This window comes from Microbacterium sp. C23T (assembly GCF_053345975.1).
This window is the reverse complement of the sequence record NZ_JBKFBD010000010.1, coordinates 72,512-88,722: the sequence shown is the minus strand read 5'-3', so window position 1 is coordinate 88,722 and position 16,211 is coordinate 72,512. Positions and strand designations below refer to the sequence as shown.

At 70.6% G+C, this 16,211-nt stretch carries 12 protein-coding genes; 6 read left to right on the top strand and 6 right to left on the bottom strand.

What is annotated here, in order from left to right; translation table 11 throughout:
• The first annotated feature begins 11 nt into the window (after positions 1–11).
• Together ACLBXX_RS07630 and ACLBXX_RS07625 are read left to right on the top strand one after the other, a co-directional pair.
• The gene (locus tag ACLBXX_RS07630; protein WP_447657540.1) at positions 12–1,325 is read left to right on the top strand and encodes an MFS transporter; all 1,314 of its coding nucleotides are present in this window, start codon (positions 12–14) and stop codon (positions 1,323–1,325) included.
• A complete protein-coding gene (locus ACLBXX_RS07625; RefSeq protein WP_447657539.1) occupies positions 1,322–1,654 on the top strand; it encodes a hypothetical protein in 333 nt (110 codons plus the stop codon). Before ACLBXX_RS07630 ends, ACLBXX_RS07625 begins: the two co-directional genes overlap by 4 nt.
• A gap of 8 nt (positions 1,655–1,662) precedes the next feature.
• On the opposite strand, the gene ACLBXX_RS07620 is transcribed toward ACLBXX_RS07625, so the two are convergent.
• Positions 1,663–2,637 carry a transcriptional regulator TrmB gene (locus tag ACLBXX_RS07620; protein WP_387136641.1) on the bottom strand — a complete coding sequence of 325 codons (975 nt, stop codon included), beginning with the start codon at positions 2,635–2,637 and terminating at the stop codon, positions 1,663–1,665.
• 124 nt (positions 2,638–2,761) lie between these two features.
• Here ACLBXX_RS07620 and ACLBXX_RS07615 point away from each other — a divergent pair, with 124 nt between their 5' ends.
• The 3 genes from ACLBXX_RS07615 (at position 2,762) to ACLBXX_RS07605 (ending at position 11,079) form a co-directional block, all read left to right on the top strand.
• Entirely contained in the window at positions 2,762–6,613 is a 3,852-nt protein-coding gene (locus ACLBXX_RS07615) for a S8 family serine peptidase (protein ID WP_447657538.1), read from the top strand.
• Positions 6,614–6,801: 188 nt separating this feature from the next.
• Positions 6,802–9,909 carry an NPCBM/NEW2 domain-containing protein gene (locus ACLBXX_RS07610; protein ID WP_447657537.1) on the top strand — a complete coding sequence of 1,036 codons (3,108 nt, stop codon included), beginning with the start codon at positions 6,802–6,804 and terminating at the stop codon, positions 9,907–9,909.
• A gap of 99 nt (positions 9,910–10,008) precedes the next feature.
• Complete coding sequence (locus ACLBXX_RS07605; protein WP_447657536.1) at positions 10,009–11,079, top strand: substrate-binding domain-containing protein; 1,071 nt, start codon at positions 10,009–10,011, stop codon at positions 11,077–11,079.
• 7 nt (positions 11,080–11,086) lie between these two features.
• On the opposite strand, the gene ACLBXX_RS07600 is transcribed toward ACLBXX_RS07605, so the two are convergent.
• Positions 11,087–11,911, bottom strand: coding sequence for a serine protein kinase RIO (locus ACLBXX_RS07600; protein ID WP_387136633.1), 825 nt, complete (start codon positions 11,909–11,911; stop codon positions 11,087–11,089).
• A gap of 288 nt (positions 11,912–12,199) precedes the next feature.
• Complete coding sequence (locus tag ACLBXX_RS07595) at positions 12,200–14,101, bottom strand: hemagglutinin (protein ID WP_447657535.1); 1,902 nt, start codon at positions 14,099–14,101, stop codon at positions 12,200–12,202.
• Positions 14,102–14,247: 146 nt separating this feature from the next.
• On the opposite strand from ACLBXX_RS07595, the gene ACLBXX_RS07590 reads away from it, so the two are divergent.
• A complete protein-coding gene (locus ACLBXX_RS07590) occupies positions 14,248–14,853 on the top strand; it encodes a LuxR C-terminal-related transcriptional regulator (RefSeq protein WP_387136629.1) in 606 nt (201 codons plus the stop codon).
• Between the two features lie 22 nt (positions 14,854–14,875).
• Here ACLBXX_RS07590 and ACLBXX_RS07585 read toward each other — a convergent pair whose 3' ends face one another.
• The 3 genes from ACLBXX_RS07585 to ACLBXX_RS07575 are packed head-to-tail and all read right to left on the bottom strand — an operon-like array spanning position 14,876 to position 16,150.
• Positions 14,876–15,307, bottom strand: coding sequence for a pilus assembly protein TadG-related protein (locus tag ACLBXX_RS07585; protein WP_447657534.1), 432 nt, complete (start codon positions 15,305–15,307; stop codon positions 14,876–14,878).
• Between the two features lie 17 nt (positions 15,308–15,324).
• A complete protein-coding gene (locus ACLBXX_RS07580) occupies positions 15,325–15,762 on the bottom strand; it encodes a TadE family protein (RefSeq protein ID WP_375871885.1) in 438 nt (145 codons plus the stop codon).
• Positions 15,763–15,772: 10 nt separating this feature from the next.
• On the bottom strand, positions 15,773–16,150 hold the full coding sequence (locus tag ACLBXX_RS07575) for a TadE/TadG family type IV pilus assembly protein (protein ID WP_447657579.1): 378 nt from the start codon (positions 16,148–16,150) through the stop codon (positions 15,773–15,775).
• Positions 16,151–16,211 lie beyond the last annotated feature (61 nt).

The window sequence follows — 16,211 nt, the reverse complement described above, 5'->3', positions numbered from 1 at the left end:
ACGTGGAAGCGATGACCGATCACGCAGGCTCCCCCACCGCTCGTGACGTGCTGTGGCGGTTCGGGCCGATGGTCTACGGCCCCACCGTACTGTTCGCGCTCGGCGAGGGCGCCGTCATCCCGCTGATCCCCGTCATCGCCGCACAGCTCGGAGCGGATGTCGCGACCGCCGCCCTCGTCGCCTCCGCGCTGGTCGTGGGGCAGCTCTGCGGCAACATCCCCGCCGGCTGGGCGGTCGCCCGCGTCGGCGAGCGGCTGACCATGGCGATCGCCGGAGTCATCTCCCTCGGCGGGGTGGTGGGCATGGCGCTGGCGCCGTCGCTCGGCATCTTCGCCCTCGCGGTCTTCCTCATCGGATTCTGCGCCGCGGCCTTCGGCCTGGCCCGCCATTCGTTCATGACGACCCGCGTCCCCCTGTCGTTCCGCGCTCGCGCACTGTCGCTGCTGGGCGGCACGTTCCGCCTCGGCATGTTCGTCGGGCCGTTCGTCGCGGCGGGCCTTCTCGCCCTGTTCGGCGACGAGCACGCCACGATCTGGTTCTTCGGCGGATGCCTCGTGGCCACGGTGCTCCTCGTGCTCCTCGGCCCCGACCCCGAGAAGCAGTTCCTCATGCCGCAGGAGCAGGCGGCGCGTGACGCTTCCGTCGACACGGAAGACACGGGTGAACCTGTCACCGGTTCGATCCGCCTTCCGCGGAGGGAGGCCTCCGGCACCGGTCCCGGGACCGGCGTGATCCGCACCATGTGGCGCCACCGCCGTGTGCTGTCGACGCTCGGCCTGGCCGCGGCATCCCTGTCCGCCGTCCGCTCGGCGCGCCAGGTCGTACTGCCGCTGTGGGGTGTGTCGATCGGCCTCGACGCGCAGACGATCGCCCTCGTGGTCGGCATCTCGGGTGCGATCGACTTCGCCCTGTTCTACGCGAGCGGCCAGGTCATGGACCGTTTCGGTCGACTGTGGGCCGCCCTGCCGGCCATGATCCTGATGGGTGCGGGCTTCGTCGCCCTCGCGTTCACGCACGACCTCCCCCAGGCCGCGATGTGGTTCGCGATGTTCGCGGCGGTGCTGGGCGTGGGCAACGGCCTGTCGAGCGGCATCCTGCTGACCCTCGGCGCCGACGTCGCACCCAAGGCGGACCCGGCGCCCTTCCTCGGCTCGTGGCGAACCCTCACCGACGCGGGGGGCGCGGTCGCACCGCTGCTCGTATCGGGCATCGCCGCCGTCGCGTCCCTTTCCGTCGCGACCGGGATCATGGGCGCGATCGGTCTCGTCGGCGCGCTCGCCTTCGTGCGGTGGGTGCCGCGCCACGTACCGCGGGCCCGCGCGTGAGCGAGGTCGTGAGCTTCTGCCGCAGCCGCAACGACGGGCGGCGCTGCACGCGCCCCCTCGGGCACGCGGGACTGCACCGCCACCGCACGATCATGTGGTCGGATGCCGGGGCGGATCCCGCGCACTGCTCCGGCTCCGGCGAACCGGGCGAACCCGCCGCACCCCTCGCCGACGGCTTCCCCGACGGGCGCGCGCTGTGCCCGGTGTGCCTGCGGTTCATCCCGCTCGACGACGCCGGTCGCCTGATCGGACACGACACCGCGGACGAGGGCGAGACGGATGCCGAAGCCCGGCGTCGCGGCGAGTGGTTCAACGCCCACGGCTGGTAGCAGACGCGTCACACCCAGTTCCGGCGCACGGCTTCCGCCCCCAGCTGCATCCTCGTGGTGACCCCTGCCGTCTCCATCAGCTCGGACACCCGGCGCTGGACGGTGCGCAGTGAGATCCCGAGCTGCGCGGCGGCGGCAGCATCCGTCACCCCCAGAAGGAGCAGGCGCAGGAGGTCGGTGTCGACGGCGTCGGCGGTGGGAACGGCGGCGACCGGCAGGAACTCGGTGGCGGCCCGCCAGTACTCCTCGAAGATCGACGTCACGAGGTCGAGCAGACCGCTGGGGTGGATGAGCAGCGCCCCGAATCCTTGATCCTCGGCCTGCGAGTGCATGGGCACGAGCGCCATCTGGTCGTCCGCGATGAACATCCGCGTGGGCAGCGTGGGCAGCACCCGGATCTCCTCGCCGATCTGGGCCATCTCGCGGGCTGCGTCGAGGAAGCCCGGGCGTTCGAGGACCGCGTTCTCGACGATCACGCGATACCGCACGCCACGCGCGAGCGCGCGGTCCTCCTCGATGTTCTCCTCGCCGCTCACCAGCGCGACCTCGTGCAGCACGAGCACGCGCACCTGCTCGACGGAGGCAGCCTGAAGCTGCGCGACGCGCTGGCGCACCGCGTCATCGCCGATCACGACGTCGACGACATCGGCGACGCTGCGCTGCTCGGCCGAACGCCGGTACATGTCGCTGAGTTCGACGAGCGCCTCGTGGGCGCGCGTGAGCCCGCGCTCGCGCTCGAGCAGCAGGGGGCGGAGCGAGATCGACGGCGGCGACGCCACGAACCGGTCGCTGCGCGCGGCCTGGCGGGCGAGCAGGCCGAGGCGTTCGAGCTCGGCGACGATCGGCCTGGTGCGCGGCAGCGACATGCTCAGGCCAGATGCGATCTCCGCGGTCGACGCCGACGACTGCTGCAGCACGAACCGGTAGACCGCAGTGTGGGCCTCGTCGAGACCGAGCGCATCGAGCACGGCGACCTTCTCCACGTGTTCATCGTCACCCACCGACATTGGCGGATGCAGGCCATGGCATTTCTCCGCCATCCACTTTATGCACTCAGCGCAGGAAGGTGGGGGTTACACGGATCCCCACACACCGAGAGGCTCGCGCATGTCACGACCCCAGCCCTTCGGCCCTCGCCTCCGTCCGATCGTCGCCGCCACAAGCGGCCTGGCGATCGGAATCGCAGGCATCGGCCTCACCACCCTGCCGGCGGCCGCCACCTCCGCCCCAGACGACTCCCCCACCACACGGGCGGTCGCCGGCAGTTCCCACTCCGTCACCCTCATCACGGGTGACCGCGTCACCGTCACCGACTTGAGCGACGGCACCCACGCCGTCTCGATCGACACCGCTGTCGACGGCGCCGGCGCCCGCACCTATGAGGCGGCGGGCGACCTGCACGTGGTGCCCGACGCCGCGCTGCCGTACCTCGCATCGGGGGCGCTCGACGCCGACCTGTTCAACGTCTCGCTGCTCATCGACTACGGCTACGACGACGCGTCCGTCGACGCGACGCCGATCATCGTCGAGCAGGCAGGGGCGGCGCGGTCCTTCTCGGCGCCGGTCCCCGGTCTCGAGGTGACGACGCCGCTCGAGAGCATCGGCGGCGCCGCCGCCACGCTGGGACACGGCGATGCGGCATCCGCGTGGCAGGCGCTCACCGCCCCGACCGCCCGCAGCTTCTCGGCGTCGCCGGCGCTGGGCGGAGGCATCGAGGCTATCCACCTCGACGGCAAGGTGCGCGCGACGCTCGACTCGAGCGTGCCGTACATCCACGCCCCGGAGGCGTGGGCCGAGGGCTACACCGGCGAGGGCGTCACCGTCGCCGTGCTCGACACCGGCTACGACGACACCCACCCCGACCTGCAGGGTCACGTGAGCGCCGACTCGAAGAGCTTCGTGCCCGGCGAAGAGGTCGACAGCGACCCGAACGGCCACGGCACGCACGTCGCCTCGACGATCGCGGGCACGGGCGCCGCCAGCGGCGGCACGCACCGCGGCGTGGCCGACGGCGCGGAGCTGCTCGTGGGCAAGGTGCTCGGCGCCGACGGCTACGGCCAGGACTCGTGGATCATCGACGCGATGGAGTGGGCGGGCCAGAACGCCCCGATCGTCTCGATGAGCCTCGGCTCGACGCAGGCCTCCGACGGCAAGGACCTCATGGCCGAGTCGCTCAACCAGATCTCCCAGGAGACCGGGGCGCTGTTCGTGGTCGCGGCGGGCAACGCCGGCGCACCCGAGACGATCGGCGCACCCGGCTCGGCTGAGCAGGCGCTCACCGTCGGCTCGGTCGACGATCCGTCGGGCGCCCTGTCGTGGTTCACGAGCCAGGGCCCGCTCGCCCGCTCGGGCGCGCTCAAGCCCGATGTCACCGGACCGGGCAACGACGTGACCGCCGCACGATCGGCTGACAGCGGTGGCGACGGCGCCTACATCTCGATGAGCGGCACGTCGATGGCGACGCCCCACGTCGCGGGCGAGGCCGCGATCCTGCTGAGCGCGAACCCGGAGTACACGAGGGACCAGCTCAAGGCCGCGATCGCGAGCACCACGACCGATGTCGGGTACTCCGCGTACCAGGGTGGCACGGGTGTCGTGAACGTCGCGGCCGCACTCGAGGCGCCGATCATCGCCGCCGGATCGGGCGACTTCGGCATGCTGATGTGGGGCGAGACGCCGACGCCGGTCGAGCGCACGGTCCAGTACACGAACCGCACGGATGCCGAGACCACCGTCACCCTCGCCGCGAACCTCGGCGACACCACGCCCGGAGCCGGCGGTGGCGAGCCGGGCCCGCTGTCGGCGGGCATCGCGTTCGATGCGCTCACCATGGACGTCGACACTCTGACGATCCCCGCGGGCGAGAGCCGCGCGGTCACGCTGACGGTGGATCCCGCGAAGGTCCCCGCCGGCACGCAGCTGTCGGGCATGCTCGTGGCGTCCGTCGACGGTGACCCGGTCACCCGCACCGCCCTCGGCACGATCGCCGAGGCCGAGCGGTACGACCTCACGCTCACCGCGACGGACTTCGACGGCAACCCGACGACGACCTACGCGATGCTGTGGGATCCCGCGACCCAGTGGGCGGAGCCGGTGCTCGTCGAAGGCGAGACGACGCTGCGCCTCATGAAGGGCGACTACACGGTCATGTCGTTCATGGAGCTGAACCGCACGCCCGACACGATCGCGAGCGTCCTCGTCGGCGAGCCGACGCTCGAGCTCGACCAGAACCGCACGGTCGCGCTCGACGCGCGCACGGCGAAGCAGGTCACGGTCGACGTCGGCCAGAAGGGTCTCGACCAGGTGTTCCGGCGCATGGACGTGACCGTCGACGACTTCGCGGCGAGCGCGATGATGCCGGTGTGGACCGACGAGATGTGGGCGCAGCCCATGAAGGTCGACGACGCCGACTTCTCGTGGGCGACGCGTTGGCGTCTGCAGACGCCGATGCTGACGGTCGCGTCCGGGAAGACCCCGCTCGACCTCATCGTGCAGATCGGCTCGTCGTTCCTCGACGGCTCGTTCAAGGCGGCAGCCGTGGATGCCGGCAAGGGCAGCGTCGAGGAGTTCGCGGCAGCGGGAGTCAAGGACAAGATCGCGGTGGTCACCCGGTCGGCGGAGGTCTCAGCATCCGCTCGCGCCGCGAACGCGGTCGCCGCGGGCGCCAAGCTGCTGATCGTCGTCAACGACGGCGACGGAGAGCTCAGCGAATGGGTCGGCTCGGAGGACTTCACGACGAACGTCGGGATCCCGGTCGCCGCGATCAGCGGTGTCGAGGGGCGCCAGCTGCTCAAGCAGCTCAGCGGCCACAAGAAGGTCACACTCTCGGCCGTCGGCGAGCCGACCTCCGAGGTGACCTATGACATCGCCCACTTCGGCGACGGTGAGATCCCGGCCGACATGGCCTACCGCCACAGCGCTAAGGATCTCGCCCGCATCGACACCCGGTACATCGGGCAGGCGGAGGAGATCGGCGAATTCCGGTACGACTTCGTGCCCGGTGCGAAGTACGGCAGCGGGTTCCCCCTGCGCACGCAGCGCGGCACCGAGCGTGAGGAATGGGTGAACACCGACGGCCTGCGCTGGTACCAGGGGGCGTTCATCACCTCGGTCGGCTGGGAGATGCGCGACATCAAGCGCACCTACGACCGCGGCGAGCGCACCCAGGCCGACTACTACGGCGGCGTCGTGCGGCCCTACGTCGGCACGGGATTCTGGATGCCGTACCTCGTGTCGGACTACGCCCAGATCAATATCCCGAGCTGGGCGGACGGCGGTGACGGCGAGCACACCGGCACCTTCGACACGTGGACGGAGCCGTCCACGGTGCAGCAGCTGACCGACATCTACCTCGACGGGGAGCTCTTCGCCCAGAAGGAGCACCAGGGCGCGAACGTGTTCGACCTGCCCGACGGCGAGCACGATTGGCGCGTGGTCAGCACCGCGACGCACGACGGCTCGCACCTCGCCGGGTCGACGAAGACGGTCAGCGACTGGAGCTTCCGCGCGTCGGGCAAACTCGGCGATTGGGACTACCGGCTGCTCCCCCTGATCCAGGCGTATTACGACGTCGACGTGAACGACGAGAACCGCGTCGGCGAAGGCCGCCGCAAGGGCTCAGCGATCCCGCTCGGCCTCGAGCTCGGCCACGTCGCCGGCACCGCACCGGCCGGTGCGATCACCGACGCGACGCTCGAGGCCCGCACCGCGGGCGGCGAGTGGGTGAAGGTCGCGCTGAAGAGCGCGAAGACGGATGCCCCCACCGGCGCGGTGGAGGGTGACGGCGACATCTTCGCGGTGTCGCGCGCATGGGTCAGCGGCTACTCGGCCGAGATCCCGGTGTCCGACAAGGGCGGCTGGGTCGACCTCCGTGTCACGGCGAAGGACGCCGCGGGCAACACCTTCACGCAGGAGATCGAGAAGGCGTTCGAGGCCACACCGGCCAAGGGCGTCCGCTAGTCCACCAGTCCAGAGACCCCGGCGCACGCGCGCCGGGGTCTCTGTCGTTCTCCGGTCCGTCGCGCCTCCGAACGCGCCCTCGATGTTCAGGTGTGTTCATTTCGATCGCCAATTCGAACACCCGCTGGAACGATGGCTCGCGGTCCCCCGTCACTCCGGCGGCGGGCCGTGTGATTCGAGGAGGAATCTTGCCCACCAAGCGGATGAAGCTGCTCGTCGCAGCGACCGTCGGCGCGTTCTGTCTCGGGGGTCTTCAGGCCCCCGCGGCAATGGCGGCAGACGGTCTGGGCGGCGCGGTGCACTACGCCAGCGATCTGGACTGGGTCTCGGCCGACAACGGCTGGGGTCCGGTGGAGCGCGACTACAACAACGGCGCCCGTGCTGTGCCCGATGCGGACCGGGCGATCCAGTCCATCCGCGGGACGAAGTTCCCGAAGGGACTGGGCACGCACGCGCCCGCGCGCATCGTGTACGACCTCACGCAGCAGTGCACACAGCTGCTGGGTTACGTCGGCATCGACGACAGCCAGTCCGGCAAGGGACGCGTGGACTTCGTGGTGAAGGTCGACGGTGCCGAGAAGTTCCGGATGGATCGCAAGGGCACCGACCCCGCGGGCCGGCTCAATCTCGACCTCCGTGGGGCGAGCACCGTCGAGCTCATCGCCGAGCCGGGCGCCGAGGGCAACGGCAACGACCACGCCGACTGGGCCGACCTCCGCATCAACTGCACGGACGGCTACCTCGCACAGCCGCTGACCATCACCCCGAACGACGTCGACCTCTCGCTGCTCGCTCCGGGCGTTCCCGTCGCGGTCACCGTCGACGGCGCGGGAGCGCGCGTACCGGTGACCGTCGGCTTCGCGGGCACCGAGGTCGTGGTGAACTCCGACGACGCCGGCCGCGCCACCGCGTCCTTCGTCGTGCCCGCCGGCACCACCGCGGGCGAGTACGCGATCACGGCGCGCGCCGAGTCGCTGTTCGGCGCGATCGCGCAGGGAGAGCTCGCGGCACACGTCGTCGCCGTCTCCGACACGGTCTACTTCGTCGACTGCTCGGCAACCGGCGCCGGCGCCGGCACCGAAGCCGCACCGTTCACCGCGCTCGACCAGCTCGCGGCGGTGCAGCCGTTCCAGCCCGGTGAGTCCGTGCGCTTCAAGCGCGGCTCCGAGTGCGTGGGCACCTTCGCCCCGACCGGCTCCGGTCTCGGCACCGCGCCGATCACCGTCTCCCCCTACGGCGACGGCGACGCACCCGCCACGATCAACGGCGACGGCCGGCTCGCCGGCATCCACCTCCTCAATGTCAGCAACTGGACCGTCGACGGCATGCGTGTGATCAACCCGGGCACTCCCGACCAGCGACGCGTCGGCATCCTCTTCGAGATCAACGACGGCTCGAAGCGCAGCGGCGTGGTGCTCACGCACAACCACGTCGAGAAGGTCGCCGGCTGGTCCGACAAGACGAGCCTCGGCAACGCCTTCTCGCGCTCGGCCGGCATCTCGGTGCTCGGCGACGGCATCGGCTGGTTCGACGGCATCACCGTCACCGACAACGTCGTGAACGACACCGCCGCCGGCGGCATCAAGCTCTCGGCGCCCGACACGACCAAGCACTACAACACCGACGTCTACGTCGCGCGCAACGACATCCGCGCCGTCGGCGGCGACGGCATCGTGATCCACAACTCCGACAAGCCGGTCATCGAGTACAACTCGGCGATCGACCTCGGACACGGCGAGTACCCCTTCCTCAAGGGCAACTTCGCCGGCATGTGGCCCTACAACTCCGTCGACCCGCTGTTCCAGTACAACGTGGTGGGCAACAGCGTCGCGTCCACCTACGATTCGACCGCGTGGGACTGCGACATGAAGATCAAGGGCACCTGCACGTTCCAGTACAACTACTCGTACGGCAACGCCGGCGGGTTCTACCTGGACTGCATCTCCGGCTGCGGCACGGCATCGACGACCGCGAACGCCATCCTTCGGTACAACGTGTCGCAGGACGACTGCCGCCTGGGCGGCGCCAGCGGCGGACCCGGTCAGCATCTGATCTACAACAACACGTTCTCGTGCCTGAACCGGCCTTTCGAGGACGACATGACCGCGCCGCGGCAGGTGAAGAACAACATCTTCATCTCGCAGGGCGGCACGTTCAAGACGGCGAACGCGGTGTACGCGAACAACGCGTACTTCGGCGGCATCCAGCCGGTGTCCACCGAGACGGGCGCCGTCGTGGGCGACCCGCAGCTCGTCGCCGCCGGCAGCGGGCAGCTGACCCGTGCGCTCCCCGGCTACCAGCTCGCCGTCGGCTCGCCGCTCCTCGGCGCGGGCGTGCCGATCTCGGACGCCGGTGACCGCGACTTCTTCGGCAACCCGATCCCGGCGACGCCGAACATCGGTGCGTACCAGGGATCGGGCGTCGAGGTCGCACCGCTCCCGTTCGACGCGCTCGTGAACCAGACGGCGGTCGCCTCCACCGCGAACGCGCGCAACGGTGCCGTCACCGCGGACTTCCGGGTGTTCTCGGCCGAGGCGCTGGCCGACGCGGGACTCGCGGTCGGCGCGAAGGCCACGGCGTTCGGCTCCGAGCTGGACTGGCACCCGACCGCGGTCGGCACACCCGACGCGATCAAGGTCGCCGGCCAGCGGGTGTCGCTCGAGGGCGAGGGCGACGAGCTCATCGTCGCCGGCTTCTCGGCGGGTGTCGCGACGTCGGGGACCGCGACCGTCCACTACGCGGACGGGACGACCCAGCGGGTGCAGCTCGCACTGCCGCTCTGGAGCGATGCGTCGACGGATGCTGCGGACACGGTGCTGCTCGCGAGCGCCACGTCGTACCTCCAGCGGACGAAGCCGTACCTCGGAGGCACCGTCTCGACGATCGCGGCGCCCGCGTCGGTGTTCGCCCAGCGGATCCCGCTCTCGGGCAAGCCGGTTGCGAGCGTCACACTGCCGGAAGGGAATCCGGTGACCGGCCAGGGCCTGACCCTGTTCGCGATGGAGCTCACCGGCAGCGCCGTGCCGACCGCGGTGCAGGTCTCGACCGAGTGCCGCGGTCCGAACGCCTGGGTGCATGTCACGGTGGCGAACGAGCACGGCGCGCCCGTCACGGTGGCGGTGAAGACCGTGCTCGGAGACGACGTGAAGGCGAAGCTCAACCCGGGCAAGGACACCCGCTCGTCGTTCAAGATCCGCGACTCCCTCGCCGACGGTGAGGTGCGGGTCGTGGCGACGACAGGCGACGGCGCCCGCACCACGACGACGGTGCCGTACGCAGGGGTCGACTGCCGCTGATCCGCGGCGCTGCGGGGGCGGGGCGCGCACCGTCCCCGCGGCCACGCGGCACGCCGGCCGGTCGCGCATGATGGACATCGAGAGATTTGGGGTGAGCCGATGATCGCCGAGCAGCGCCGAGAGCGGATCCTCCGCGAGATCGTCCTGCGGGGGCGCATCGAGGTCGCGGACTTCGCCGGGCGGTCCGGTCTCAGCGGCATGACGATCCGGCGCGACCTCGCCGTACTCGCCGACCGAGGACTCATCCGCCGCGTGCATGGAGGGGCTGTGCTGCCCGAGACCGCGGACGCCCCCGCCACCGGGAGCCGTCGGATCGGCACGTCGTCGCGCCCGATGGCGACCATCGGGCTCATCGTGCCGGATGCCGCCTACTACTTCCCTCCCCTGATCCGCGGGGTGGGTGAGGCGGCGCGCGGCGCGGGCATCCGGATCGTTCTGGGCACCACCAACTACGACCCCCGCGAAGAGATCCATCAGCTCGCGCGGCTCGACGCCGCCGGCGCCGACGCCATCATGCTCGTGACCGCCCGACCCGGCATCGAGGACACCGCGACGTGGGAGACGATCGCCGGCATCCGCACCCCGGTTGTCCTGGTGGAGCGCTCCCCCGAGGGCGTGCCGACGACCCTCCGGGTGGATTCGGTGCGCTCGGATCACGGCTTCGGCGCCGAGCTCGCGGTCGACCACCTCGCCGAGCGCGGGCATCGAGGGGTCGGCCTGCTGCTGCGCGAGACGGCCACGGCGCCGTGGGTCGCGCTCGGTCATGCGCGCGCCACGCGCCGCCACGGCATGGTCGACGCACCCGTGGCCACCGCGCCCTCACCGCGCTGGGGAGACGGCTCGACCTCGGACGTGCTGCGCGCCTTCCTCGACGACTGCCTGGCCGCCGGCATCCGTTCCGCCATCGTCCTGCCCGATGATCTCGCCGTCGGGCTGCTCGGCATCGCCGAGGGGCGCGGGCTGCGGGTGCCGGAGGACTTCGCGATCGTCGCGTATGACGACGAGATCGCGTCGTTCGCGAGCGTGCCGCTCACCGCGATCGCACCGCCCAAGCTCGCCGTCGGGCGCCGTGCGCTCGAGACGTGCCTGATGAGACTCGAGCAGCGCGAGGACGCGCCCTCGCAGCAGGTCCAGCTGACTCCGACGATCAACGTGCGCGACTCCACCTGACGCACGCTCACCAGAGCATCGCGACGAGGTGGGCGAACACCTCCTCGGGGTCGTTCTCGAGCCCGCGACGGGTGAACCACGTCGAGACGTTGACGACGTCACGGTGGAGGAAGTCGAGGCCCTGCGGATTCGCGGCGACGTCGACGATCTGCGGGAGATCGATCACGACGACACGGCCGTCGTGATCGAGCAGGTTATAGGGCGAGAGGTCGCCGTGCGCGAATCCGGCGTGCGCGAACGCCTCGAGGATGCCGACGACCTGGTCGAAGGCACTGCGCAGCTGCTCTCCGTGCAGCCGGCTCTGCGCCAGTCGTGGCGCCGCCGCTCGCCCCTCGCCGACGAACTCCATGAGCACTTCGGTGTCGCTCACCTGCACCGGGTACGGCACCGGGACCCCCGCGCGCCAGGCGCGGCAGAGCGCATCGAACTCGCTCACCGCCCAGTGGCCGGCGGCGACCGAGCGCCCGTACGCCGACCTGCGACTCACAGCTCGGGCGTCGCGGGTGTTGCGGATGGTGCGCCCCTCCTCGTAGCTTCCCGATCGGTGGAAGTCACTGTGATGCGAGTTGCGGTAGCGCTTGGCGGCCAGCAGCACGCCGGCGGTGCCGGGCACCGCGCGCTCGATGAGGTGCACGTCGGCTTCTTTGCCGGTCTTCACGACACCGAGCTCGGTGTCGAACGCGCCGGACGCGGTGACGACCCATTCCGGGTGCGGCAGCGGCCCGCGCTGGGTCGGCGGAGACGCCGGCCACGTGGACCAGCGCTGATCGGGGCCGGGTTCGAGATCCGGCGAGAGAACGGATGCGGACGCGTCGAAGCGTTCGAATGACATCGGTAGGACACTCCAGGAGAGGAGGTCGCCGACAGGTCAACGCGTGCGGGCGACCTCGCGGAAGGGGGTGGGGTTGCGAGGCGCGACAGAGACAGCCATCGTTCTTCCTCCCTCCGGTCCGGGTGCGGCAGGACGCTCGCACCGACTCCGCGACACTCTAGCCGAGGGCATCCGGCGGATCCACCCTGCGCCGGTGCGCAGACACAGGGATGGCGTCCGGACTTCTGCGATCCGGACGCCATCCGCGGTGATCGTGCTCGACGGGCCGGTCAGCCCGTCACCCGTGCCTTACGGCTGCACGAAGTTGTTGTTGATCGTGAGGGTGGACACCTCCTTGCAGGTGTCGGCGATGTCCAGCTGGGCCGGGTTGGTGCTGTCGTAGCTGACCTTCCACGAGAAGGAGCCACCCGCCGTCACCGCCACCGTGTTCGCCGTGCTCGGCGTCTGCGGCGACGCGCCCGCCACCGGGACGTTGATCGTCGGGAGCACCGGAGTGCCCGTGCAGTTGGTCGTCGGGTACAGCGTGAACGACGCCGTGCCGGCCAGGTTGCCGCCTGCCGACGCCGTGATCGTCGCGGAGTCGTTCGGCGTCCAGCGCTGGGCCGTCGTCATCGTCGGTTGGATGGCGGTGACCGTCACGTCCTCGGCGGTGTCGGTGCACGCGGTGTTGTGCGTCTGCGCGTTGGTGTTCGGCGGGTTGCCGCTGTACTCCGCGACCCAGTGGTAGTCACCGGGCGCGGTGGGCACGAACTGCGGGTTCGGCGTGGAGTACGTGCCGTTCCCGCTGACCGCCACCGTCGGCGAGGTGTACGCGAGGGCGCCGCACCCGGTCGCGCTCGGGCCGTACAGCTTGAACGTGATCGTGCCGCCTGCCGGAGCGCCTCCCGTACCGGTGAGGTTGATCACCGGGTTGGCCGGCTGCGTCGCGGTGCCTCCGAGCGTGGCCGAGTCGGTGACCGCCGTGCCGAGGAGCACGTCGACGCCTGCGCTCGTGGACAGAGTCGGTGTCACCGGATTCACGGTGAAGCACTCGGTCGCGCTCGAGTCGCCGGAGCTCGGTATGCCATTGGCGGAGTCACCGGTGAAGGTGGCGCGCCAGCAGTATCTGCCTGCCGAAGTGACATAGGCGGTCGGTGAGACGACGGTCACCGGATACGCGGAGCCGGTCAGGTTCGTGCTGCCGACCGAGGTTCCGTTCGGGCTCGTGCACAGACCGGGTGCGTCCACCTTGCAGAGGAAGAACGCCACCGAGCCGGCCGGAGTGGCCGTCCCGCCGATGACGCTGACCACTGCCGAGTCCTTGACGGCGAGGACGCCCGTTCCGATGGACGCACCGCCGGCCGGGATGTTGGTCGTGCCGTCGCCGAGCTTCGGCGTGGTGACCGTGGTCGACGTGCAGTTGGTGATCGGCGGAGCGTTCTTGAGGATGGTGTCCTTGTAGTCGGCGGTGTCGGAGTTGCCGGTCACCGTGCTGGGGATCGTGTTCGCGAAGGTCTTGCAGGCGGTGGAGCCGCCGAAGATGGTGGCCGTCAAGTCGACCGCCGCTTCACCTCGGAATCCGTCCGCACTGTACGCGGCCTGCGAGACCGCTGCGTCGAGCAACGTCGGCGCGCCCAGGGTGAGGTTCGGCTTCGTGCCGCTCCACGTGCGCAGGTAGAGATCCCTGCTGCCGCCCTGCTGGTCCCAGAGGATCATGAAGTCGCCGGCCCTGCGGTTCGCCCACGGGTTGCAGTTGGCGATGAGCTGGGCGTCGGTGGCGGTGTCATACGCGCAGCCCGCCGGAGCCGGATCCTGCATGAACTCGTAGGCGATGAAGCCGCTGCCGCTGTTGCTGTCGCGCTCCCAGGCGAAGTAGAGCCAGTCGTGGTTGGGGGCGGCGGGGTCGCGTTCGGTGTCGAGCCACGCTTGACGCAGATCCACCTGAGCGTTCGGGTTGGTGGTGTCGAGCGTCGGCAGTCCGTCGTTGTGGATGACCCCGATCTTCGTCGTGTTCGAGTTGGCCGGTCCGAGCTCCTTGACACTGCCGAACAGGTCGGACAGGTTGGCGGTGTTCGCGTCCGGTACGTTCCCGTCGATGTTGTACGGTCCATCCGCAGCTGACGCGGCGACGGCACCGCCCAGCACGAAGGCTGCCACCAAACAGCCCGTGATCCCCGCGGCGAGCGCGCGCCGCCGCTTGTCCTCAGACATGGTCCTCCCCTTTCCCCAGGCCATTGCTGGGCTTAGGCTATGAACCGCGTGGGGACGCGACCATTGGGTGAAGTGCGGATGGGGATTCCGGGGAACTCCCTAGGTCATCGGTCCCAGCGGGAGGGCGCGCGATTCGGGGAGGAATCGTGAGCACGGAAGAGTCATTCGCACTCGTGGTCGCAGGTGACCACGTCAGGACCGAATATGTAGCGCTGCTGGGCCGGCTGGGGCTGTCCGCGGTGGCATTCGCGACGGCGACACAGGCCGCCGCGCAGTTGAACGGCGTGGCGCCCGAGGTGGCGATCCTCGAAGTCGAGGACGGCGGCTGCGGGTTCCTGCGGGAGCTTCGAGATCGTTACGGGCCCGAGATGCCCGCGGTGCTCGTCTCGGCGGATCGGACGACGCCCGCCGACGTCGTCGCCGGGCTGCTCGTGGGCGCCGACGACTATGCGGCGGAGTCCATGGACGCCGAGGAGTTCCTCGCCCGCGTGAGACGGCTCATCGAGCGCACGCGGCCGGCGCGCGGCGCGACCGCGGACCTCCGCCGGCTCTCGTCGCTGACCCCGCGGGAGAGACAGGTGCTCGCGCTCACGACCGAGGGGATGTCGCAGAAGCAGGTCGCCACCGAGATGGGGATCAGCATCAAGACGGTCGGTGCGCACATGCAGAACCTGCTCGGCAAGCTCGGCGTGCATTCGCGTATGGAGGCGGTGGCGCTCGCCGCCCGCGCCACGGCCGGCTCGGAGGCGTAGAGCCGACGGCGGTGCCTGCGCGTCAGCGCAGCGCCGTCCGGCTCGTGGCGGTGGCCTCGAGGGCGACGCCGTCGGGCACGAACACGGTGACGATGGGCGGATGCCACTGCCCGGCGACCGTCACCCGCGCGGAGACTCCGTCGGGGGTCGAAGCCGAGACGAGTCGCGCCTCGGGACCGAGGGCACCCATCATCGCCTCGGCTTCCCGACGCACGCCCGCGTCGGTCAGGGTGGCGACGGGCTCGCCGCCGACCACGGAAAGGTCGAAGCCGTCCGCTGCGGCCAGAGCCGCGGCATCCGCCACCGCGTCGAGCTGCTTCTGCGCGAGGTACAGGCTCGTCGCCGCCGTGCAGACGAGGATCACCGCGATCGCCAGCACGGCGTAGCCGAGGGTGAGGATGAGGACGCTGCCCGCGTCATCGGGGTCGACCGCCTTGTTCCTGCGTGCGATCACGCGCGTCACCCGAGCCATCACCGCTCGCTCCAGAAGCGCGAGACCTTGTGCGCGGACGACGCCTCGATCGGGACCGCGGCGATGCGGTCGAGGTCGAGCACCGGCGGCACGAGCGGCAGCGTGACCGTCGTGCGGACGCGAACGTGCAGGGTCGCACCCGCCCGCGGACAGGCGGCGCCCGATGGCGTGCAGTCGATGGAGAGGTCGACGTCGTCGAGGCCGTACTCCTCCGCCACTGCGGCGAGCACCGCGTCGGCCCGGGCGCGCGCGTCGTCCACGTCGCTCGCGGTCGACACCGCGCGCGCGATGTGACGTGCGGCGGCCTCGGCCCCGAGGCTCTGCCCCTGGATGAGGCCGAGCGCCACGACCACGTAGACGAGCGGCACGAGGAGGAGGAGCCCGACGAGGATGAACTCGAGCGCCGCGGACCCGCGGTCGTCTCCGAGCGGGTCCACCGCGAGGCCTTCAGTCGAACGATTCGACGGGCGCATGCGCCGTCACGTCCATTCCGCGCGGCGCACCGAGCAGGCCCACGAGGGGCAGGGTCGCCTCGACTCGCACCTCGACGGTCCGCTGGCCGAGCGCCGCCGTCTCCTGCACGCTGACGTCCGTCGCGTACTCGGCGCCGATCGCGCGACCCACGATGTCGCGCGTGCGCTGCGCGCCCTCGGCGAGGGTCGTGTCGGCGAGGGCAGCGTGATAGGCCCCCTCGACGGCCGCGTCGTGCACCACGTTGCGGACATACACGGCGAGGCCGAACTGCAGCACACCGAGGGTGAGCACGGTGAGCAGCGTGCCGACGAGGACGAACTCGACGGGGCTCGCCCCGGCGTCGTCGCGCAGGTCAGCGCTGAGTCGGGCGCGCAGGCTCGACAACGCGCGGACCAGGCCGGCACGCAAGACG

Excerpts from the sequence above, each read along its gene's own strand:
- ACLBXX_RS07595 (WP_447657535.1), bottom strand. The coding sequence starts at position 14,101 with ATGTCTGAGGACAAGCGGCGGCGCGCGCTCGCCGCGGGGATCACGGGC.
- ACLBXX_RS07615 (WP_447657538.1), top strand. The coding sequence starts at position 2,762 with ATGTCACGACCCCAGCCCTTCGGCCCTCGCCTCCGTCCGATCGTCGCC.
- ACLBXX_RS07605 (WP_447657536.1), top strand. The coding sequence starts at position 10,009 with ATGATCGCCGAGCAGCGCCGAGAGCGGATCCTCCGCGAGATCGTCCTG.
- ACLBXX_RS07630 (WP_447657540.1), top strand. The coding sequence starts at position 12 with ATGACCGATCACGCAGGCTCCCCCACCGCTCGTGACGTGCTGTGGCGG.
- ACLBXX_RS07600 (WP_387136633.1), bottom strand. The coding sequence starts at position 11,911 with ATGTCATTCGAACGCTTCGACGCGTCCGCATCCGTTCTCTCGCCGGAT.